Below are 20713 nucleotides of genomic sequence, written 5' to 3'. Positions count from 1 at the left end.
GCGTCAAGCCTCACAGGGGACGGTTCTCGTCACTGTCCGGCGGTCGGCGCTGCGGCGCCAGCAGCAGGCCGCTGACCAGGGGCCACAGCAGGGCCTCGATCAGGGGGGCCACCACCACCAGCAGGCCGGGCACGATGCCGCCGGCCACCATGCGCAGCAGCACCTGCAGGCCATGCACCACGGCGAACAGCGGCAGCAGGTGCAGCGCCTGCACGGGCGTGGAGAACCAGGACAGGCGCCGGCCCATGGCGCCGGCCGCGAACACCAGCAGCGCATAGGCCAGCGCATGCTGGCCCAGCAGGGAGGAGCGGTCCACATCCATGCACAGGCCCAGCAAAAAGGCCACGCCCATGCCCACGCGCTGGGGCTGGTTCAGCGCCCAGAAGGCCAGCAGCACCATCAGCAGGTCGGGCTGCCAGGCCTGGCGGCCCAGCGGCAGCATGTTGAGTGCCAGCGCCGCCAGCAGGCTGACGACGATGAACAGGGGGTTGACCGGCAGCAGCAGCTGCTGGCCGCGCGGCATGATCATGCGGGCTCCTTCCTGGCGGAGGCGGGTGCGGCGGGAGCAGCGGGTGCATCTGTCTTGCCGGCCTTGCCGCCGTCCCTGGAGGCTTCCTTGCCCTTGCCGTCCTTGGCCTTGTCTTTTTCCTTGCCCTTGTCTTTTTCCTTGCCCTTGCCGGCGCGCAGGGGTTCGGCGGCGCCTTCCGCCTCGGGATGGGTGGCGCGGTCCAGCGGCTTGAGCACCACCACGTGGCGCACGCCCTGGACACGGCCCACGGGCTCGCAGTAGATGCGCGAGAAGGCCGAGTCGGCGCGGCGCTCCACCGAGACCACCTTGGCCACGGGCAGGCCCGGCGGGTACAGGCCATCGACACCGCTGGTGGTCAGCAGGTCGCCTTCCTGGACATCGGCATTGCTGGGCATGAAGCGCAGCTCGATGCCGCCGGTGCGCAGCGGCGACGGATCGCCATAGGCCACGCTGCGCGCGCCGGTGCGCGGGTTGAAGACGGGAATGGCCTGGTCGCGGTCGATGAGCAGGGTGACCTCGGCACGCAGCGGATACACGCGCGTGACCTGGCCGACCACGCCCTTTTCATCGAGCACGGGCGAGCCCTGGTCGATGCCATCCACCTGGCCGCGGTCGATGACCACGCGGCGCGTATAGAGGTCGGGGCTGTCGTAGACCACCTCGGCAGCGGTGCCGGGCGTGGTGAGGCGATCGCGCAGCTGCAGCAGCTCGCGCAGGTGGTCGTTTTCCTGGATCAGCTCGTCGGCCAGCGATGCACGCTGGGCCATGGCCACCAGTTCCTTGCGCGCGGCCTGTTCGCGGGCCTGGGCATCGTCCAGCGAGCCCAGGTAGCGGCTGGCGTCGTGCACGGCCTGCACCGGCTTGAGCATCACCCATTGCACGGGGTACAGCACGGTGGCCACGGCCACGCGCACGGGATCGGTGATCCTGAAGCGCGCATCGGCCACCATCAGAAACAGCGCCAGGGCGCTGTACAGGGCCAGTTGCGAGACCCGCGAGGGCCGCCGCTTGAACAGCGAGGGCGCCGAGTGGTCCAGGGTATTGGGATTCATGCGGCCCTCCCGCGTGGCAGGGCCTGCCCTGCCGCACTTGCTGCAGCCTGGAGAGCACGGGCCGGTCCCGGTGCGAAGGAAGGCAGGGCAAGCATGCAGGTCACCACGGAAGGGAGAGGAAAATCGTTGCAGTCAGGCGGCTGCGGCCCCGGGCCCGCGACAACGGGCCCCGGCCTGCGCCGCATCAGTCGCTGGTGAAGATGCTGCCCTGGCGGTCCATGGTCTCCAGCGCCATGCCGCAGCCGCGCACCACGCAGGTCAGCGGCTCTTCGGCCACCAGCACGGGCAGGCCGGTTTCCTCGGCCAGCAGGCGGTCCAGGTCACGCAGCAGCGCGCCGCCGCCGGTGAGCATCATGCCGCGCTCGGCAATGTCGGCGCCCAGCTCGGGCGGTGTCTGCTCCAGCGCGTTCTTGACGGCGCTGACGATCTGGTTGAGCGGATCGGTCAGGGCTTCCAGCACCTCGTTGGACGAGATGGTGAAGCTGCGCGGCACGCCTTCGGAGAGGTTGCGGCCCTTGACTTCCATCTCCTTGACTTCGGAGCCGGGGAAGGCCGAGCCGATGTTCTTCTTGATGGACTCGGCCGTGGGCTCGCCGATCAGCATGCCGTAGTTGCGGCGGATGTAGCTGATGATGGCTTCGTCGAACTTGTCGCCGCCAACGCGCACGGAGCCCTTGTAGACCATGCCGCCCAGCGAGATCACGCCGACTTCGGTGGTGCCGCCACCGATGTCCACCACCATGGAGCCCGAAGCCTCGGACACCGGCAGGCCGGCGCCGATGCCGGCAGCCATGGGTTCCTCGATCAGGTAGACGGAGGTGGCGCCTGCCGCCTCGGCCGCGTCCTTGATGGCGCGGCGCTCGACCTGGGTGGAGCCGCAGGGCACGCAGATGATGATGCGCGGGCTGGGCGTGAGCACCGAGCGCGGGTGCACCATCTTGATGAACTGCTTGATCATCTGCTCGGTGATGACGAAGTCGGCAATCACGCCGTCCTTCATCGGGCGGATGGCCTCGATGTTGCCGGGCACCTTGCCCAGCATGGCCTTGGCCTCGCGACCCACCGCCTGAATCACCTTCTTGCCGTGCGGCCCGCCTTCGTGGCGGATGGCGACAACGGAGGGTTCGTCCAGAACAATGCCCTTGTCGCGGGCGAAAATCAGGGTGTTGGCTGTGCCAAGATCAATGGCAAGGTCGGTGGAGAAATACCGACGGAAAGCTCCGAACATTACGAGAGTCCTCTCAGGCACGGCATGCTCGTCGGCCTGCCATCGCCGGGATGAAAGTTAGGGAGTCTGGATGGGGTTGGCTTTTCGCACAATGACCGGCTCGGAGAGGGTCTTGCGGCAAAGCCGAGATAATACCGTATCCCCTGTGAATAACTTGTACTGCCGGGGCTTGAAATACGGGTTTACATCCCGTTGCCCCCTTCAAAATTCCTATGGCACTGAACGCACAAGACATCGCACGCATCGCGAACCTCGCACGGCTCGAGCTCTCTTCCGCAGAGAGTGAGCGCATGCTAGGCCAGCTCAATGATTTTTTCGGCATCGTGGAGAAGATGCAGGCTGTGGATACTTCGGGCGTCAGCCCGCTGTCACATCCGGTCGCCGCCATCCAGGACATTGCCCTGCGTCTGCGCGAGGACATTGCCAGCGAGCCCGACCAGCGCGACGCCAACCAGCGCAGCGCCCCGGCCGTCGAGCGCGGCCTGTTCCTGGTCCCCAAGGTGATCGAGTAAGCGCCGCGCGTCCTCGTCACTGGCATCCGTCCCCGTTTTCCTCACCCCATACATGACCCAGCAAACCACTGATCTGCACACGCTCGGCGTGTCGGCCCTGTCGGCCCTGCTGCGCGAGCGCAAGCTCGGCGCCGTCGAAGCCGCCCAGCATTTCCTGGCCCGCGCCCAGGCGCACCAGAACCTGGGCGCCTTCGTCAGCATCGACGAAGAGGCCACCCTGGCCCAGGCCCGCGCTGCCGACGCCCTGATGGCCCAGGGCAAGGGCGGCCGCCTGGCTGGCGTGCCCATTGCGCACAAGGACATCTTCGTCACGCGCGACTTCCCGACCACGGCCTCCAGCAAGATGCTGGCCGGCTACCGCTCGCCCTTCGACGCCACCGTGGTGACGCGCCTGGCCGAGGCCGGCGCCGTGACGCTGGGCAAGCTCAACTGCGATGAATTCGCCATGGGCTCGGCCAACGAGAACTCGGCCATCGCGCCCGTGGGCTTCGACGCCCCTGCGCCCGTGCGCAACCCCTGGAACACGGACCGCGTGCCTGGCGGCTCCTCTGGCGGCTCGGCCGTGGCCGTGGCCGCAGGCCTGGCGCCCGCCGTCACCGGCACCGACACGGGCGGCTCCATCCGCCAGCCCGCATCGTTTTGCGGCATCACGGGCATCAAGCCCACCTATGGCCGCGCCAGCCGCTACGGCATGATCGCCTTCGCCTCCAGCCTGGACCAGGCCGGTCCCATGGGCAAGAGCGCCGAGGACTGCGCCCTGCTGCTGTCCGAGATGTGCGGCCCCGACCTGGACCGCGACTCCACCAGCCTGGACGTGCCGGCCGAGGACTTCACGGCCCACCTGAACGACGGCATCGAAGGCCTGCGCATCGGCATCCCCGCCGAGTTCTTCGGCGAGGGCCTGTCGGCCGACGTGCGCGCCGCCGTGGATGGCGCCCTCAAGGAATACGAGAAGCTGGGCGCCCGCCTGGTGCCCATCTCGCTGCCCCGCACCGAGCTGTCGATTCCCGTGTACTACATCCTGGCCCCGGCCGAGGCATCGTCCAACCTGTCGCGCTTCGACGGCGTGAAGTTCGGCCACCGCGCCAAGGACTACACGGACCTGGTGGACATGTACAAGAAGACACGCGCCGAGGGCTTCGGCGACGAGGTCAAGCGCCGCATCATGATCGGCGCCTATGTGCTGTCCGAGGGCTACTACGACGCCTACTACCTGCAGGCGCAGAAGATCCGCCGCATGATCGCCGACGATTTCCAGGCCGCCTTCCAGCAGTGCGACGTGATCGCCGGCCCCGCCGCGCCCACCGTGGCCTGGCAACTGGGCGGCAAGAGCGATCCCCTGGCCAACTACCTGGCCGACATCTTCACGCTGCCCGCATCGCTGGCCGGCCTGCCCGGCATGAGCGTGCCCGCAGGCTTTGGCGAGGCCGGCATGCCCGTGGGCCTGCAGCTGATCGGCAACTACTTCAAGGAAGGCCGGTTGCTCAACGCCGCCCACCGCTTCCAGCAGGCCACCGACTTCCACCTTCAAGCTCCGAAGGGCATCTGATCCCCCATGACCGCGAAACTCATCCAGGGCTATGAAGTCGTCATCGGCTTCGAGACCCACGCCCAGCTGGCCACCCAGTCCAAGATCTTCAGCCGCGCCAGCACCGCCTTCGGCGCCGAGCCCAACACCCAGGCCTGCGCCGTGGACATGGCGCTGCCCGGCACGCTGCCGGTGATGAACAAAAAGGCCGTCGAGTGCGCCATCCGGCTCGGCCTGGCGCTGGGCTCGCACATTGCGCCGCGCAGCATCTTCGCGCGCAAGAACTACTTCTACCCCGACCTGCCCAAGGGCTACCAGATCTCGCAGTTCGAGATTCCCGTGGTCCAGGGCGGCGAGGTGTCCTTCTTCCTCGGCGACGAGAAGAAGACCATCCGCCTGGTGCGCGCCCACCTGGAGGAAGATGCCGGCAAGTCGCTGCACGAGGACTTCATCGGCCAGTCGGGCATCGATCTGAACCGCGCCGGCACGCCGCTGCTGGAGATCGTGACCGAGCCCGACATCCGCAGCACGGAAGAAGCCGTGGCCTACGCCAAGACGCTGCACCAGATCGTGACCTGGATCGGCATCTGCGACGGCAACATGCAGGAAGGGAGCTTTCGCTGCGACGCCAACGTCTCCGTGCGCAAGCCCGGCCAGCCGCTGGGCACGCGCCGCGAGATCAAGAACCTGAACAGCTTCAAGAACATGCAGCTGGCCATCGACTACGAGATCCGCTGGCAGATCGAGGAAATCGAGGACGGCCGCCGCATCCAGCAGGCCACCGTGCTGTTCGATCCCGACACGGGCGAGACGCGCTCCATGCGCACCAAGGAAGATGCGGCCGACTACCGCTACTTCCCCGACCCGGACCTGCCGCCGCTGGTGGTCGCGCCCGAATGGGTGGAGCAGGTCAGGGCGGACATGCCCGAGCTGCCGCGCGCCATGGCCGCGCGCTTTGTCGAGCAGTACGCCCTGCCCGAGTACGACGCCACCACGCTGACGCAAAGCCAGGCCATGGCCGCCTACTTCGAGGACACGGCCCGGGCCTGCAATGCGCCCAAGCTGGCCAGCAACTGGATCATGGGCGAGATCTCGCGCCGCCTGAACACCGAGGAAATCGGCATGGAGGCCGCCAAGGTCTCCAGCGCCCAGCTGGCCGCGCTGATCGCGCGCATCCAGGACGGCACCATCTCCAACAATGCCGCCAGGCAGGTGTTCGAGGCGCTGTGGACGGGTGAGGGCCAGGACGTGGACGCCATCATCGAGGCCAAGGGCCTCAAGCAGATGAACGACACGGGCGCGCTGGAGAAGATCATCGACGAGGTGATCGCCGCCAACCCCGCCAACGTGGAGCAGTACCGCGCCGGCAAGGACAAGGCCTTCAACGCCCTGGTCGGCCAGGTCATGAAGGCCTCCAAGGGCAAGGCCAACCCTGGCCAGGTCAACGATCTGCTCAAGGCCAGGCTGGCCTGACCGCGCCCCGGTCCACCAGGCCCGCCCACCGTGGCGGGCTTTTTTTCGTGTGCACGCTCCGCGCCGGCTGTCCCGCACCGAACAGCGCCTGCGCCAGCATGTCTCCAGAATCCCTGCCATCGCACCTGAGGAGACAGCATGACCGCCAACACCGACCGCCTGCACATCCCCGGCCTGCCCTGGGCCGACTCCCCTGAAGCCGTGGGCCTGGGCAGCGAACGCCTGGCGCGCCTGTCGGCCCGGCTGCAGCGCGGCGTGGACACCGGCGAGATCCCGGGCGCCGTGGCCCTGGTGGCGCGGCGCGGCAAGCTGGCCTACCTGGAGAGCTTCGGCCTGCTGGACCCCGAGGCCGGCACGGCCATGCGGCCCGATGCCATCTTCCGCATCGCCTCCATGAGCAAGCCCATCACCTCGCTGGCCATCATGATGCTGGCCGAGCAGGGGCGGCTGTCCATCATCGAGCCTGTGGAGCAGTACCTGCCCGAGCTGGCCGCGCTGCGCGTGGGCCTGGAGCGCGCGCCGCTGGCACGGCCCATCACGCTGCAGGACCTGCTGCGCCACACCTCCGGCATTCCCTACGGATTCGCCGGCACCGAGCACCCCGTCAAGAAGATGTACCTGGATGCGGGCCTGTTCAGCGGCAAGTTCACCAATGCGCAGTTCATCACCAGGCTCGCGCAGCTGCCGCTGGTGGCCCAGCCCGGCGAGACCTGGGAATACGGCATGTCCACCGATGTGCTGGGCCGCGTGGTCGAGGTGGTCAGCGGCCAGACGCTGGCCGCCTTCGTGCGCGAGCACATCACCGGGCCGCTGGGCATGGCCGACACGGGCTTCCATGCACCCGACAGCGAGATCGCACGCGCCGCCCGGCCCCAGCCCGAAGGGCCGCAGAAGCAGATGCCGCCCATCCCCCCGGTCACGCGCGCCATGATGTTCGAGTCGGGCGGCGGCGGCATGGTCTCGACCATGGCCGACTATGCGCGGCTGTGCCTGTTCTGGTGCAACGGCGGCACGCTGGACGGCGTGCGCCTGGTCTCGCGCAAGACCGTGGAGCTGATGACCACCAACCACCTGCCCGCCAGCGTGCGCATGGGACCGGACATGGCGTATTTCGGCGCCCAGCTGCCCTCGCCCGAGGTGGGCCAGGGCTTCGGCCTGGGCTTTGCGGTGCGCACGGCGCCCGGCCTCAACCCGCTGCCGGGCAGCGTGGGCGACTTTTCATGGAGCGGCATCTACGGCACCTTCTTCTGGGTGGATCCGAAGGAGGATTTGTTCGCCATCCTCATGATGCAGTCCATGGCCCAGCGCATTCCCTACCGCTGGGTGATGCGCGAGGGCGTGTACCAGTCCGTGGTGGACTGAATCTTCCAGGTTTGCACCAAGGCAGTGCAAAGCCCATGCTGCCAGCAAGAGCGGCGTCCCTTCCTAAAATGACGCGCTTTTGCAGCCCTCCCCCGGGGCTGCGCAGGCAAAGACAAAAAGACAACAAGGCAATGGGCTGGAACAGAAAAGCATGGGGGCCGGTGGTGCCACGCCCCGCGCCTGCGGACATGTGGCGCGTGGCCATGGGCTCCATCGTGGGCATGGGAATGGCCACGGCCCTGGTCTGGCTGGCGCATGCGGGCACCTGGGATCTTCCCCTGCGCCTGTTCGCGCCGCTGGGTGCCACGGCCGTCCTGCTGTTCGCCGTGCCCACCAGCCCGCTGGCCCAGCCCTGGTCCTGCGTGGTGGGCAATACGGTGTCGGCGCTCTGGGCCCTGTTCGTGCTGCAGTGGTGCCCGCCCCAGCTGGCCCCTGCGCTGGCCGTAGGTGGCGCCATAGGCTGCATGCTGCTGACGCGCTCGCTGCACCCGCCAGGTGGCGCCATGGCCCTGCTGACGGTGCTCAACGCCAAGGCCTCGCTGGCCGCCGGCTGGATGCTGCCCTTCCTGCCCGTGGGTGCACTGACGATGGCCCTGGTGCTGGCAGCCACCGTGCTGCACCGCCTCACGGGCCGGCGCTACCCGCACCATGCCGACACGGCGCCCAAGGCCGCGCCCGCCGATGCGGCCCACCGCCATGCCTCGCGCCTGGGACTGTCCCATGCCGATCTGGAGGCGCTGCTGCTGCGCTTCGGCCAGGAAAACAACCTGGAAGCCGACGACCTGGCCGAGCTGCTGGCCGCCGCCGAGGAAACCGCCATCGAGCACCGGCTGGGCGGCGTGCGCTGCGCCCAGCTGATGACGCGCGATCCCGTGAGCTGCTCCATGGACGACGACGTGCACGCCGTGGCCGCACGCTTTCGCGCGCACCCGGCCAAGAGCCTGCCGGTGCTGGACGCCGATGGCGGCCTGGCCGGCACGGTCTCCCGCGCCGAGCTGTACGAGTGGCTGTGGATGAGCCCCGTGCGACCGGCCGAATCTGCGGCAAAACCTTCCTTGTTGAACTGGCTGGGCCAGCGCCTGCCCGGCAAGACCCGGGCCGCGCCCCGCCTGTCGGAGCTGCCCCAGCTGGTTCATGCGCCTGAACTCAGCGTGGACGAGGAAACGCCCGTGGGCCAGTTGCTGGATGCCCTGGCCCGGCACAGCGTGCCCTGCATTCCCGTGATGCGCGAAGGCCGGCTGACCGGCCTGATCACGCGCACGGATCTGATGCGGCTGCTGCTGCAGCCGGGCAGATAGGGCGACCCGGCAATGCGCCAGTTTCAGGAAGTGCGCCCAAGCGCAGCATCCTGAAACCTGGCCATCAGAACAGCACGCGGCAGCGGATGGTGCCGGGAACCTGGGTCAGTTTCTCGACCGCCAGGCCCGAGGACTGGGCCGCCAGGTCGATCACCACATAGCCCACCTTCTCGTCGGTGCGCAGGTACTGGCCGGCGATGTTGATGCCGTTCTCGGCAAACACCTGGTTGATGGCCGACAGCACGCCGGGCTGGTTGTGGTGCACGTGCAGGATGCGGTTCTGGCCGGGGTGGGCGGGCAGGGCCACTTCGGGGAAGTTCACCGCCGAGGTGGTGGTGCCGTTGTCGCTGTACTTGACCAGCTTCTCGGCCACTTCCAGGCCGATGTTGGCCTGGGCCTCCATGGTGGAGCCGCCCACGTGCGGGGTCAGGATGACGTTGTCCAGGCCGCGCAGGGGCGAGACGAATTCATCCTTGTTGCTGCGCGGCTCGGTGGGGAACACGTCGATGGCGGCGCCCAGCAGCTTGCCGGCCTTCAGGGCCTCGGCCAGCGGCTCGATCTCCACCACGGTGCCGCGCGAGGCATTGATCAGGATGGCGCCGGGCTTCATGGCCGCGATTTCCTTGGCGCCGATCATCCACTGCGTGGAGGGCAGCTCGGGCACGTGCAGGGTGACGATGTCGCTGCCGGCCAGCAGATCGGCCAGCGATGCGGCCTGGCGCGCGTTGCCCAAGGGCAGCTTGGTGGACACGTCATGGAAGAGCACTTGCATGCCCACCGACTCGGCCATCACCGACAGCTGGGTGCCGATGGAGCCGTAGCCCACGATGCCCAGCGTCTTGCCGCGGATTTCGTAGGAGTTCTCTGCGCTCTTGAGCCAGCCGCCGCGGTGGGCGGAGGCGTTCTTGGCAGGCACGCCGCGCAGCAGCAGGATGGCCTCGGCCAGCACCAGCTCGGCCACCGAGCGCGTGTTGGAGTAAGGCGCGTTGAAGACCACCACGCCACGCTCGCGCGCCGCGTCCAGGTCCACCTGGTTGGTGCCGATGCAAAAGCAGCCCACGGCCACGAGCTTTTGCGCGGCGGCGAACACGTCGGCCGTCAGCTGCGTGCGCGAACGGATGCCGACGAAATGCACATCGGCGATCTTGCGCTTGAGCTCCTCGCCTTCCAGCGCGCCCGTCACGGTCTCCACATTGGTGTAGCCCGCGTTGCGCAACACTTCGAGTGCGGAAGGATGGATGCCTTCGAGCAGCAGGAACTTGATCTTCGATTTATCCAGCGACGTTTTGGTCATGGGCGAGCCCTCTCTAGTCAGTCAGAAATCAGAGCGAGCATTACAGCGGATTCGGGAAGCCGCTACAGCCGGTAGGCCCAAAGCCTGCGCGCCCGCAAGCGGGAGAACCATGCGCCCCACGGCCATGAACGCCCCGCCATCCGGCAGACGCTCATTGCAGGACGGCGCATGCCACGGGAGCACATGCACACTTCGAGATTGGTGCGAAATGTAAAACATTGAGAACCGGTGCGCTCGTACGCGGCAGCCTTCCTAGAATTCGCGCGTCTGTGTCCGGCGCTTTCAAATCAATAGCAACAGAACAGGCCTGCAGGCGGGCCGGACGCGCCCTTGTTTTACGAACCAACCGAGGATTCCGATGATTACAAACATGCTGCGCAGGATCGAGGACCTGCTGGTGCAGGTGGTGCGCGTGGTGCTGCTGGTGTTCTCCCTGCTCGTGCTGGTGGGCATGGCACTGTGGACCTGGGAGAGCTTCAGGCCCGGCAAGGCCGAGGTACCCCAGGCCGTGGCCCAGGAATTGAACTGGAAGGACGCCAGGCCCGACCTGCAGTTCGTCGTGGACGAAACCAGCCGCGACCTGGGCGCGGGCGGCGGCGAACCCGCCATGGAAAAGCGCCTGGCCGATCCGGCGCTGCGCCCCGCCTTCCAGAAGGCCGACGCCCTGGTGCGCGCCTACGTGAACAAGGATCCTGCGCGGCGCGAGCGCACCGAGCGGGACAACCAGGCCCGGGGCCTGGCACCGCTGCACCCGCTGCTGCAAGGCGACGCCCTGCCGTCCGAGGCCGATGTGCAGCGCCGCATCCAGGAGCGCGGGCAGCGCGAAGGCGATGCCGGGGCCGTGGATGCGGCGGCCGACGCAGCGGCTGCCGCGGCTGCTTCCTCGGACGAGGAAGACGGCTGGATGGTCGAGCCCGTGGATACCGCCGCCGCCATCCATGAGCGTGCCCAGGCCGCCGAGCTGGAACACGGAAAGGGCGCCTATGCGGCCTATGTGCAGGGCCTGCCCGCCGCGCTGGAGCAGGTCTTCGGCAATGCCGCGCTGGAGCCGCGGCTGCAGGCGCAGACCGCCCAGCAGATCCTGTCCACGGTGCTGCTGAACTACACGCTGTCCCTGGACAATGCGGCGCGCGCGCTGCGCGGCGAGGACAGCCACGGCAGCAGCTCATGGAAGGAGCGCTTCGGCGCCGTGGAGACGGCCTTCTGGAGCATGCTGATGTCATTCCTCGTGCTGGTGGTGATGGTGCTGGTCTTCATCCGCATGGAGCGCCACCTGCGCGTGATCAGCCAGCAGCATGGCCAGGCACCGCGCCAGCCCTGAGGCCTTGCGCTATCGTTGCCGCTTTCCTTTCTGCTTGCCGCCTATCCGCATGACACGCAACACCACCACTCCCATCCATCCGCAATTCCTGGGCCGCATGTCGCCGCGCGCCTTCAGGCCCGAGGCACTGAGCCAGGCCCAGATCGAGCAACTGGCCGACGCCGCGCGCTGGGCCCCTTCGGCCAGCAACAAGCAGCCCTGGCACTTTGCCTATGCGCTGCGCGGCGATGCGAACTGGCAGGCCTTCAGCACCATTCCCAACGAATTCAACCGCCGCTGGTGCCTGGAGGCGGCCGCGCTGATCGTGCTGATGTCCGACCGCCAGGCCTCGCCCGGCAAGCACAGCTTCGACGCGGGCTGCGCCTGGGGCTACCTGGCGCTGGAAGCCCACGCCATGGGCCTGGCCACGCACGCCATGGGCGGCTTCTCTGCCGAGGCCGCACGCGAGGTGCTGCGCCTGCCCGAGCACCTGGAGCCCGAGGTGGTGATCGCCGTGGGCTGGCGCGGCGACGCGGCCACCCTGCCCGACGACCTGCGCGAGCGCGAGGTGCCCTCGCCCCGCAAGCCGCTGGCCGAAGTGCTGAGCGCCGGCCCCGTGGCCACCGGCGGCTGACGACGGGGTTCCAAGTCCTACGCCGCTTTGCGGGGATGCCCCGGATGGCCTGCCCAGGCCCCGGGGCTACACTGGTCCACAGGCCTGCGGCGCAGCAGGCGTCCATGACCCCAAGGAGTTGCCATGACCCCATCCACCAGCCCCAACCTCGACAAGCTGCGCAACATCGTCCAGAAGTTCGGCGCAAGCTCCTTCACCACGGACCAGGTGGCCAGCGAATACGACGACGCCCCGGCCACGGCGGAAAGCACCGAGCAATTCGACGCCCTGCTGCAGCGCCACGCGGCCGTGCTGGGCATCCATGCCGTACCCGGAAGCGGCGGCCAGGGCCACGGCGCCACCGTCTGGCAGCCCGCCTGAGCGCGCAGGCGGCGCAAAGCATGGCGCCGCTACACTCGCTGCGGCCGGCACGGTGCCGGCGCGCAGTTTCCTTTTGATGCCCTCACTCTCTCCCCATACCTGGCTGCAGCTGTCCGTGGCAGCCAGTGCCTTGCTGGTGCTCGCCTCCATCGGCTGGGTCTGGCACGGCACGCGCGCCCTGCCCGCGGATTCGCGCGATGGCCGCAGCGCCCGGCGCATGGCGGCCCTGTTCGCCCTGGGGGCGCTGGCCTGGCTGGCCTACGGCCTGTACACGGGCTATGCCGTGCTGTGGAAGGCAGACGCGCTGATGCTGTTCGCCCAGCAAGGCGCGCTGCTGCGCCTGCCGCTGCTGATCGGCGGACTGGCCTGGGTGGCCGCGCTGCTGGTCACGCGCGTGCTGCGCATGCTGGGCCGGGCCGGATCGGCATGAGCCGGCGCAGACCCCCACGGTGCTGAGCGCTCAGGGCGCCGCCACCTCCTTGGGCAGCACATAGGCGCGCACGCTGTCCCCGGCCTTGGTTCCGGTCGAACCATGCCCACCCGCCGCCACCACCAGGTACTGGCGCTGGTCCGTGCCCAGGTAGGTCATGGGCGTGGCCTGGCCGCCAGCGGGCAGGCGGTCCTGCCAGAGCTGGCGGCCGCTGTCCACGTCATAGGCGCGCACATAGTTGTCCAATGCCCCTGAGTAGAAGGCCACGCCGCCCGCGGTCACCACCGGGCCGCCAATGCCGGGCACGCCCATGCGAAAGCCCAGCGGCAGCGGGCTCAGGTCGCGCGGCGTGCCGTTGCGGCGCTGCCAGACGATCTGGCCCGTGCGCAGGTCGGCACCCGCCACAAAGCCCCAGGGCGGCGCCTGGCAGGGAATGCCCAGCGGCGAGACAAAGGGCTTGAGCCGCACCGCAAACGGTGCGCCGAAGTTTTCGTTGAGCGCGGGCAGGCCGTCCTTGGGCGGGCCGCCGTCCTGCACCAGCAGCGAGGTATCGTCCGCGCGCGGCACCAGGGTGGAGACGAAGGCCAGCCGCGTGGGCGTGGCAAACACCACCTGCCGGCGCGGGTCCACGGCCACGCCGCCCCAGTTGAAGACGCCGAAATTGCCCGGATAGATCAGCGAGCCCTGCTCCGAGGGCGGCGTGAAGCGCCCCTCGTAGCGCAGGCGGCGAAAGGCCAGCCGGCACCACAGTTGCTCGAAGGGGCTGGCGCCCCACATGTCGCGCTCGGTCAGGGCCGGGGGGTTGAAGCTCAGCTGCGAATGCGGCTGCGTGGGCGCCGTGCGGTCGCCGCGTGCCGCGCCCTGCGGCGCAGCCACCTCGGTGACGGGCAGCAGCGGCTGGCCCGTGCGCCGGTCCAGCACGAACAGCTCGCCCTGCTTGGTGGGCTGCACCAGGGCGGGAACGCTGTGGCCGCCGATCTCCAGGTCGATCAGACTGGGCTGCGAGGGCACGTCGTAGTCCCAGAGATCGTGGTGCACGGTCTGGAACACCCAGCGCACGGCGCCCGTGGCAATGTCCAGCGCCACCACCGAGGACGAATACTGCTCGGCCTCGGCGCTGCGCCGCCCGCCCCACTGGTCGGGCGGTGCATTGCCCATGGGCACGAAGACGAGGCCCAGCGTCTCGTCCACGCTGGAGATGGACCAGCTGTTGGGCGAGCTGGGCACATAGGTCTGCCCCGGGGGCAGCGGCGTGCTGTTGCCCGGCCGCCCCGGGTCCCAGGCCCACAGCAGCGCACCCGAGCGGATGTCGAACGCACGGATCACGCCCGAAGGCTCGCGCGTGGAATGGTTGTCCAGCACCGTGCCGCCCACGATGATGCGGTCGCGCGCCACCACCACCGGCGAGGTCGAGTAGTACGAGCCCGGCTTGCGCTCGGGCATGCCCTGCCAGAGGTCGATCTGGCCCTGCCCGCCCGCCACATTGCTGCAGGTCTGGCCATCTGCGGGATTGAGCGCGACCACCTTGCCGTCGGCCGTGGCCATGAACAGCTTGGCGGTGCAGCGGCCGTCATCGCCAGGGGCTGCAGAAGCAGAAGCCGAAGCCGTGGATGCGGCGGTGGGTGCAGGCATGGCCTGCGCACCGGACTTCCTTGCAGCCGGCGCCACCGCCGAATGCGTCTGCCCTGCCGCCGCATCGAACTGCGCGGCCGCCTGCGCCGACTGGTAGGACAGGCCCCGGCAGGTCAGATGCTGCAGCGCCAGCCCCTTGGGCATGGGCAGGTCGCGCCGCCACAGCTGCTTGCCCGTGGTGGCATCGAGTGCAATCACCGACTGGTGGGGCGTGCACAGGAACAGGCGCTCGCCGATCTTCAGCGGCGTGACCTCGAACGTGGTTTCTTCGGGATCGCCGGGTTTGCCGCGCACATCGCCCGTGCGGAACTCCCAGGCCAATTGCAGCAGCCTCACGTTGTGCGGGCCGATCTGGCGCAGCGGCGAATAGCGCTGGCCCGCTCCGGTGCGGCCATAGGCGTGCCATTCGCCATCGGGCACGGCATCGGTGGCATCGCCCTGCAGCACCGGCGGGCTGCGCAGGCCACCCGCATCGGAGGCCACCATGGACATGTTCTGCACGGCCGTGACCTGGCCGTCGGCCGGCAGGTCCGACGCGGCGGCGGCCGCGCCCGCAAACTGGCCCTGGGTTTCATGGGCATCGCGCTGCCGCCCGAATGACAGGCCCGCAAGAATGGCCGTGCCCAGCACCACCAGAGCCAGCGCCGCATGGGCCGGTGCCAGGCCCCGGTTCTGGCCCATGTCGGGCTCATGGCGCAGCGCACGCACCGACCAGGGCAGCACCAGCAGCAGGCCCATCAACCAGGGAACGCCCAGGCGACCCGCCAGCGGCCACCAGTCCAGCCCTATCTCCCAGACCGCCCACAGCGCGGTGCCCAGCAGCCACAGCGCAAACAGCCACAGCGCCATGGCCGAACGGCGCGCCACGCCCAGCCCCACGGCCAACAGCAGCACACCTGCCACCACGTAGTAGCCGCTGCCCCCGGCCCACAGCAGCTGGGCGCCTCCCCAGGCCAGCCAGGCACCGGCGGCCCACAGCCACAGCACCGTCAACCATCGCCATGCCGTCATGCATGCTCCCTTCTCGCGGCGGCCCGGCACCTGTGGCTGCAGCGCACACCAGCAGCCAGGCCCTGAGGGCCCGGGAAAATCCGTGGCCGGGAATGTAGTGACAGCCTAGACCGCCGCAATGGCAGCGCTTGCAGGACGAATCCGATTCACGCGCACCGGGCCTGCGGCAGGCCGTTCGCGCCAGACAGTAAAGACAGGGGGCAAGGGCCGCTCAGCGGCCCGTGGTAGCCGCAGCGGCGGCGGCCGCGCTCCACAGCGCACGCAGCGGCACGAGCTCGGCATCGAAGCGCTGGTTGATGCGGCTTTTTTCCTGCTCCTGCTGCTGGATGAAGCGCTGCTGCTCTTCCTGGCTGCTGCGGTTTTCATCGAGCTGGCGGCGCAGGGAAGCGGGGGCCTTGGACGGGTCCTTGCGGTAGAACTCCATCTCGCCATCGATCTTGACGCGCTGGGCCTGCAGCTCCTGTATGCGCTGGCGCGCCAGGTTGGCGACCTGGTCGGTCTGCGACAGGGCCTCGGCGCGTTCGGCGTCGTGCGTGGCCTGGTTGGGATAGCGCGCAATCAGCGCGCGCTCGCGCGAGCGCTCCTCGCGCACACGGCGCTGTTCGGCCTGCTCGCGGCGGCGCTGGGCATCGAGCTCGGCGCGCTCGTTGTCGGTCAGCGTGGGGCCGACGCGGCGAAGCTCCACTCCGGAGCTGCCTAGCACACGCTGGTCGCGGTCCACGCATTCGGCAATCGGGCGGTCTGCCGTCAGGCGCCGGCCCTTGGCGTCGGTGCATGCATAGATGCCGGCCGGCACGCCGGCATCCAGGGCGCAGGCAGGGCCAGCCGTGGCAACAGCCAGGGCGCACCACAGGAACCGTGCATGCAACGCCTTGTTCATCAAGCCCTTATTCCTTGTCGTTGACTCCGTAACGCTGGCGGTAGGCCAGCACGCGCTCATGGTGGCCGCTGCCCGCGCTGCCACCTTGAATCTCAAGATAAAGCAATAAGTCTGCCAGCTTCGCAATGGTGCAGACCTGCATGCCGAGCTGATTGCGTACGTACTGCACGGCGCTGTGGGGCACGTCCTGTCCATTCTCGGTGGCCATTTCCTGGCGGTCCAGCGCGATCGCCACGGCATGCGGCGTGGCGCCTGCGGCGCGGATGATGGCGATGGACTCGCGCGCTGCCGTGCCGGCGCTCATCACGTCGTCCACGATCAGCACGCGGCCCTTGAGGGGCGCGCCCACCAGGGTGCCGCCCTCGCCGTGGTCCTTGGCTTCCTTGCGGTTGTACGCAAAGGGCTTGTTCAGGCCCATGCGGGCCAGCTCCACGGCCACGGTGGCGGCCAGCGGGATGCCCTTGTAGGCGGGGCCGAAGATCATGTCGAACTCGATGCCGCTGGCTGCGATGGCTTTTGCATAGAATTCGGCGAGACGGCCCATCTTGCCGCCGTCATCGAACAGGCCGGCATTGAAGAAGTACGGGCTCATGCGCCCGGCCTTGGTCTTGAACTCGCCGAAACGCAGCACCCCTGCGTCAACGGCGAATTGCACAAATTCCTGCGCCAGACGGCCTGTGTCATCGGCCTGCAGATTACTCACCACCATGGATTCATCCTTGTTCAAATTGACCAGCCTCAACCTCAACGGCATCCGCTCGGCCTCGACCAAGGGCGTCGAAGCCTGGATCGAGGCCACTGCGCCGGATTGTATTTGCGTGCAGGAAATCAAGGCCCAGGCCGCCGACATGACCGGACGCTTCGAGCTGCTGGCCGGCCTGCGCGGCCACTTCCACTACGCCGAGAAGAAGGGCTACTCGGGCGTGGGCGTCTACAGCCGCCACGAGCCCAGCGATGTCGTGGTCGGCTTCGGCTCGCACGAGTTCGACGCCGAGGGCCGCTACGTGGAGGCGCGCTTCGACACGCCCGCGCGCAAGCTGTCCATCATCAGCGCCTACTTTCCCAGCGGCAGCTCGGGCGAACTGCGCCAGACGGCCAAGTTCCGCTTCCTGGCCGAAATGCACGAGCACCTGATGCGCATGAAGGGCGAGCGCGAGTTCATCCTGTGCGGCGACATCAACATCGCCCACCAGCAGATCGACCTCAAGAACTGGCGCAGCAACCAGAAAAACAGCGGTTTCACGCCCGAAGAGCGCGAGTGGATGACAAAGTTGTTACACAAAACTGATCCCACGGGCGGTCTTGTGGACGTTTATCGCCTGCTCCAGCCCGACACCACGGATGCCTGCTACACATGGTGGAGCAACCGCGGCCAGGCCTATGCCAACAACGTGGGATGGCGCCTGGACTACCACCTGGCCACCCCGGCCACCGCCGCACTGGCGCGCACCGAGCACATCTACAAGGATGTGAAGTTCTCGGACCATGCGCCGGTCACCATCGGCTATGACATGAAGGTGTGAGACGTTCAAGCAGGGCCTTGGGTCGCGGCGGTTTGACTCGTCGCGCTCTCATACAGACACTGTGCGCATGATCTTTATCTGAGGGTTCCGAGATGAAATCCATTGCTGTCTCCAGCGCCAAGCGGCCAATCCATCTCACGATCAATGCAGATCTGGTGACGCAGGCCAAGGCCTATACCGACAATCTCTCGGCCACCATGGAATCCCTGCTGGCCGAATACGTTGCCAGGCAGGAGGGCGCACAGCGTGAGCGCCAACGGCTTGCCGACGCCTGCGCCAGCGACTGGAACGCGGTCAACATCGCGGTGGGTTCGTTCGCAGACGAGCACTCGACGCTCTAGTGGCGCAATTCGACGTTCATCGCAACAAGGGAGCCTTGCGCGACTCGATTCCCTACGTCGTCGTGGTCCAGTCCTCGCTGTTTGACCGCTACCGCCGTCGCGTCGTGGTTCCACTGGTTCGGCAGAATCTGCTGCCGCGCGGCACTCCAACCGTGGGTGCGAGGATGAATCCTGTGTTTGTCATTGAAGGCGTGCCGGTCGTCCTGCATGCCCTGGACATGGTTTCAGTCGCCCTGGATCAATTGGGTGAAGTGGTGGCCTCACTGGAGCATGAAGGCCAAGCCATCGCCGATGCGCTGGACGAATTGCTGACCCGGTCCGGGGGCTGACCCAAGATCGTTTTCAAGGAGGCCAGGGCTTGGGCCCTGCCCTCCTCGGACTTCAGCCCGGGCGCACGCCTCACTCCAGCGCCTTGCCCATGTCCTCCACCACCTTCTTGGCGTCCCCGAAGACCATCATGGTCTTGTCCATGTAGAACAGCTCGTTGTCCAGGCCCGCATAGCCGGCCGCCATGGAGCGCTTGTTCACGATCACCGTCTTGGCCTTGTAGGCCTCCAGGATGGGCATGCCGTAGATGGGGCTGCCCTTCACGTGGGCTGCAGGGTTCACCACGTCGTTGGCGCCCAGGATGATGGCCACGTCGGCCTGGCCGAACTCGCTGTTGATGTCCTCCATCTCGAAGACCTGGTCGTAGGGCACCTCGGCCTCGGCCAGCAGCACGTTCATGTGGCCCGGCATGCGGCCCGCCACCGGGTGGATGGCGTACTTCACCGTCACGCCGCGTTCGGTGAGCTTGTCGGCCAGCTCCTTGACCGCGTGCTGGGCACGCGCCACGGCCAGGCCGTAGCCGGGCACGATGACCACGGTCTCGGCATTGCCCAGGACGAAGGCCGCATCGTCGGCGCTGCCGCTTTTCACGTTGCGCTGCTGCTGGGAGCCTGCCGCCGCGCTGGTGGCCTCGCCGCCGAAGCCGCCCAGGATCACGCTGAAGAACGAGCGGTTCATGGCCTTGCACATGATGTAGCTCAGGATGGCGCCCGAGCTGCCCACCAGCGAACCCGCAATGATCAGCATGCTGTTGTTCAGCGAGAAGCCGATGCCCGCCGCCGCCCAGCCCGAGTAGCTGTTGAGCATGGACACGACCACCGGCATGTCCGCGCCGCCGATGGGAATGATCAGCAGCACGCCCAGCAGCAGTCCCAGGGCGATGACCAGCACGATGTCCATCCAGCTTTGGCTGTGCCAGAAGCCGAAGACGAAGAAGGCCGCTGCCAGCCCCAGCACGGCGTTGAGCGCATGCTGGCCCTTGAACTGCACGGGCGCGCCCTGGAACAGGCGGAACCTGTACTTGCCGCTGAGCTTGCCGAAGGCGATCACCGAGCCCGTGAAGGTCACGGCGCCGATGAAGGCGCCCAGCGCCAGCTCCACGCGGTTGCCGCCCGGGATGGCGCCGCCCTTGGCCGTGATGGCAAAGGCCCAGGGCTCGGCCACGGCGGCCACGGCGATGAACACCGCCGCCAGGCCGATCATGCTGTGCATGAAGGCGACCAATTCGGGCATCTTGGTCATCTCCACGCGCTGGGCCATGACGGCGCCGGCCGTGCCGCCGACCAGCAGGCCCAGCAGCACCCAGCCCAGGCCCAGGGCGTTGCCGCCGGCCAGCTGCACGATGAGCGCCGCCGTGGTCAGCACGGCGATCACCATGCCGGCCATGCCGAACAGGTTGCCGCGTATGGAGGTGGTGGGATGCGACAGCCCCTTGAGCGCCTGGATGAAGCAGACGCTGGCCACCAGGTAGAGCAATGTGACGAGGTTCATGCTCATGACCGGCCCTCCGCCTTGGCGTCCTTGCCGTCCTTGGCCGGAGCGCTCTTGCGCTCCTTCTTGCGGAACATCTCCAGCATGCGCCGCGTGACCAGGAAGCCGCCGAAGACGTTGACCGCGGCCAGCGCCACGGCCAGCACGCCCATGGTCTTGCCCAGGCCCGTTTCCGTGAGCGCCGCCGCCAGCATGGCGCCGACGATGACGATGGCCGAGATGGCATTGGTCACTGCCATCAGCGGCGTGTGCAGCGCGGGCGTGACGGTCCACACCACGTGGTAGCCCACGTAGATGGCCAGCACGAAGATGATGAGATGGATGATGGTGGGGGATACGGCTTCCATGTCATTTCCTCCGCAGCTGGCCTTCATGGGCCATCAGGCACGCGGCCACGATGTCGTCCTCCATGTCCACATGCAGGGCGCCATCCTTGTTGATGATGAGCTTGAGAAAATCGAGCACGTTGCGTGCATACAGGGCCGAGGCATCGGCCGCCACCAGGGCG

21 protein-coding genes and 1 pseudogene are annotated in these 20713 nt (G+C 68.0%); 12 read left to right on the top strand and 10 right to left on the bottom strand.

Features of this window, described 5'->3' with window-relative positions:
* Positions 1 to 10 precede the first annotated feature (10 nt).
* From mreD to A9976_RS12400, 3 genes are all read right to left on the bottom strand, one after another.
* Entirely contained in the window at positions 11 to 529 is a 519-nt protein-coding gene (gene mreD / locus A9976_RS12410) for a rod shape-determining protein MreD (RefSeq protein ID WP_183019265.1), read from the bottom strand.
* Positions 526 to 1581 carry a rod shape-determining protein MreC gene (mreC, locus tag A9976_RS12405; RefSeq protein WP_183019264.1) on the bottom strand — a complete coding sequence of 352 codons (1056 nt, stop codon included), beginning with the start codon at positions 1579 to 1581 and terminating at the stop codon, positions 526 to 528. The genes mreD and mreC overlap by 4 nt, the downstream gene beginning before the upstream one ends.
* Before the next feature lie 184 nt (positions 1582 to 1765).
* A complete protein-coding gene (locus A9976_RS12400) occupies positions 1766 to 2809 on the bottom strand; it encodes a rod shape-determining protein (RefSeq protein WP_012202293.1) in 1044 nt (347 codons plus the stop codon).
* A gap of 212 nt (positions 2810 to 3021) precedes the next feature.
* Between A9976_RS12400 and gatC the strand changes: the two genes are divergently transcribed.
* From gatC to A9976_RS12375, 5 genes are all read left to right on the top strand, one after another.
* Entirely contained in the window at positions 3022 to 3321 is a 300-nt protein-coding gene (gatC, locus tag A9976_RS12395) for an Asp-tRNA(Asn)/Glu-tRNA(Gln) amidotransferase subunit GatC (protein WP_016448550.1), read from the top strand.
* Positions 3322 to 3373: 52 nt separating this feature from the next.
* Positions 3374 to 4870 (top strand): Asp-tRNA(Asn)/Glu-tRNA(Gln) amidotransferase subunit GatA, encoded by a 1497-nt coding sequence (gene gatA, locus A9976_RS12390; RefSeq protein ID WP_183019263.1) that lies wholly within the window; start codon positions 3374 to 3376, stop codon positions 4868 to 4870.
* A gap of 6 nt (positions 4871 to 4876) precedes the next feature.
* Positions 4877 to 6322 carry an Asp-tRNA(Asn)/Glu-tRNA(Gln) amidotransferase subunit GatB gene (gene gatB / locus A9976_RS12385; protein WP_183019262.1) on the top strand — a complete coding sequence of 482 codons (1446 nt, stop codon included), beginning with the start codon at positions 4877 to 4879 and terminating at the stop codon, positions 6320 to 6322.
* A 138-nt stretch (positions 6323 to 6460) separates the two neighbouring features.
* On the top strand, positions 6461 to 7684 hold the full coding sequence (locus A9976_RS12380; RefSeq protein ID WP_183019261.1) for a serine hydrolase: 1224 nt from the start codon (positions 6461 to 6463) through the stop codon (positions 7682 to 7684).
* Positions 7685 to 7845: 161 nt separating this feature from the next.
* Complete coding sequence (locus tag A9976_RS12375) at positions 7846 to 8982, top strand: HPP family protein (protein WP_310889388.1); 1137 nt, start codon at positions 7846 to 7848, stop codon at positions 8980 to 8982.
* Positions 8983 to 9046: 64 nt separating this feature from the next.
* Here A9976_RS12375 and serA read toward each other — a convergent pair whose 3' ends face one another.
* Positions 9047 to 10276, bottom strand: a complete 1230-nt coding sequence (gene serA / locus A9976_RS12370; RefSeq protein ID WP_012202286.1) for a phosphoglycerate dehydrogenase — start codon at positions 10274 to 10276, stop codon at positions 9047 to 9049.
* Positions 10277 to 10634: 358 nt separating this feature from the next.
* Here serA and A9976_RS12365 point away from each other — a divergent pair, with 358 nt between their 5' ends.
* The 4 genes from A9976_RS12365 to A9976_RS12350 all read left to right on the top strand — a co-directional run bounded on the left by A9976_RS12365 (position 10635) and on the right by A9976_RS12350 (position 13000).
* Entirely contained in the window at positions 10635 to 11597 is a 963-nt protein-coding gene (locus A9976_RS12365; protein ID WP_183019259.1) for a hypothetical protein, read from the top strand.
* 49 nt (positions 11598 to 11646) lie between these two features.
* Positions 11647 to 12210, top strand: a complete 564-nt coding sequence (locus tag A9976_RS12360; protein ID WP_183019258.1) for a nitroreductase family protein — start codon at positions 11647 to 11649, stop codon at positions 12208 to 12210.
* 123 nt (positions 12211 to 12333) lie between these two features.
* Positions 12334 to 12570, top strand: a complete 237-nt coding sequence (locus A9976_RS12355; RefSeq protein ID WP_013800215.1) for a hypothetical protein — start codon at positions 12334 to 12336, stop codon at positions 12568 to 12570.
* Positions 12571 to 12646: 76 nt separating this feature from the next.
* Entirely contained in the window at positions 12647 to 13000 is a 354-nt protein-coding gene (locus A9976_RS12350) for a hypothetical protein (protein WP_183019257.1), read from the top strand.
* Positions 13001 to 13030: 30 nt separating this feature from the next.
* Here the strand turns inward: A9976_RS12350 and A9976_RS12345 are convergent, their stop codons facing one another.
* The 3 genes from A9976_RS12345 to pyrE form a co-directional block, all read right to left on the bottom strand.
* Positions 13031 to 15643, bottom strand: a complete 2613-nt coding sequence (locus A9976_RS12345; protein WP_183019256.1) for a membrane-bound PQQ-dependent dehydrogenase, glucose/quinate/shikimate family — start codon at positions 15641 to 15643, stop codon at positions 13031 to 13033.
* Positions 15644 to 15854: 211 nt separating this feature from the next.
* On the bottom strand, positions 15855 to 16523 hold the full coding sequence (locus tag A9976_RS12340) for a DUF4124 domain-containing protein (protein ID WP_183019255.1): 669 nt from the start codon (positions 16521 to 16523) through the stop codon (positions 15855 to 15857).
* A gap of 7 nt (positions 16524 to 16530) precedes the next feature.
* Positions 16531 to 17232, bottom strand: a complete 702-nt coding sequence (gene pyrE / locus A9976_RS12335) for an orotate phosphoribosyltransferase (RefSeq protein WP_183019254.1) — start codon at positions 17230 to 17232, stop codon at positions 16531 to 16533.
* Positions 17233 to 17242: 10 nt separating this feature from the next.
* Here pyrE and A9976_RS12330 point away from each other — a divergent pair, with 10 nt between their 5' ends.
* From A9976_RS12330 to A9976_RS12320, 3 genes are all read left to right on the top strand, one after another.
* Entirely contained in the window at positions 17243 to 18046 is an 804-nt protein-coding gene (locus A9976_RS12330) for an exodeoxyribonuclease III (RefSeq protein WP_183019253.1), read from the top strand.
* Between the two features lie 92 nt (positions 18047 to 18138).
* Entirely contained in the window at positions 18139 to 18387 is a 249-nt protein-coding gene (locus tag A9976_RS12325; protein ID WP_043791083.1) for a type II toxin-antitoxin system CcdA family antitoxin, read from the top strand.
* Positions 18387 to 18716 carry a CcdB family protein gene (locus tag A9976_RS12320; RefSeq protein WP_043791081.1) on the top strand — a complete coding sequence of 110 codons (330 nt, stop codon included), beginning with the start codon at positions 18387 to 18389 and terminating at the stop codon, positions 18714 to 18716. The genes A9976_RS12325 and A9976_RS12320 overlap by 1 nt, the downstream gene beginning before the upstream one ends.
* A gap of 70 nt (positions 18717 to 18786) precedes the next feature.
* On the opposite strand, the gene A9976_RS12315 is transcribed toward A9976_RS12320, so the two are convergent.
* The 3 genes and pseudogenes from A9976_RS12315 to A9976_RS12305 form a co-directional block, all read right to left on the bottom strand.
* Positions 18787 to 20211: an NAD(P)(+) transhydrogenase (Re/Si-specific) subunit beta gene (locus A9976_RS12315; RefSeq protein WP_183019252.1), complete on the bottom strand. Its 1425-nt coding sequence runs from the start codon at positions 20209 to 20211 to the stop codon at positions 18787 to 18789.
* Positions 20208 to 20552, bottom strand: coding sequence for an NAD(P) transhydrogenase subunit alpha (locus A9976_RS12310; protein WP_183018330.1), 345 nt, complete (start codon positions 20550 to 20552; stop codon positions 20208 to 20210). Before A9976_RS12310 ends, A9976_RS12315 begins: the two co-directional genes overlap by 4 nt.
* Before the next feature lies 1 nt (position 20553).
* Positions 20554 to 20713: pseudogene (locus A9976_RS12305) on the bottom strand (NAD(P)(+) transhydrogenase (Re/Si-specific) subunit alpha); the annotation flags it as partial.

The sequence above is a fragment of the Delftia sp. UME58 genome (genome assembly GCF_014170385.1).
Classification (GTDB): Bacteria; Pseudomonadota; Gammaproteobacteria; order Burkholderiales; family Burkholderiaceae_C; genus Comamonas; species Comamonas acidovorans.
This window is presented reverse-complemented; position numbering and strand designations above follow the sequence as displayed.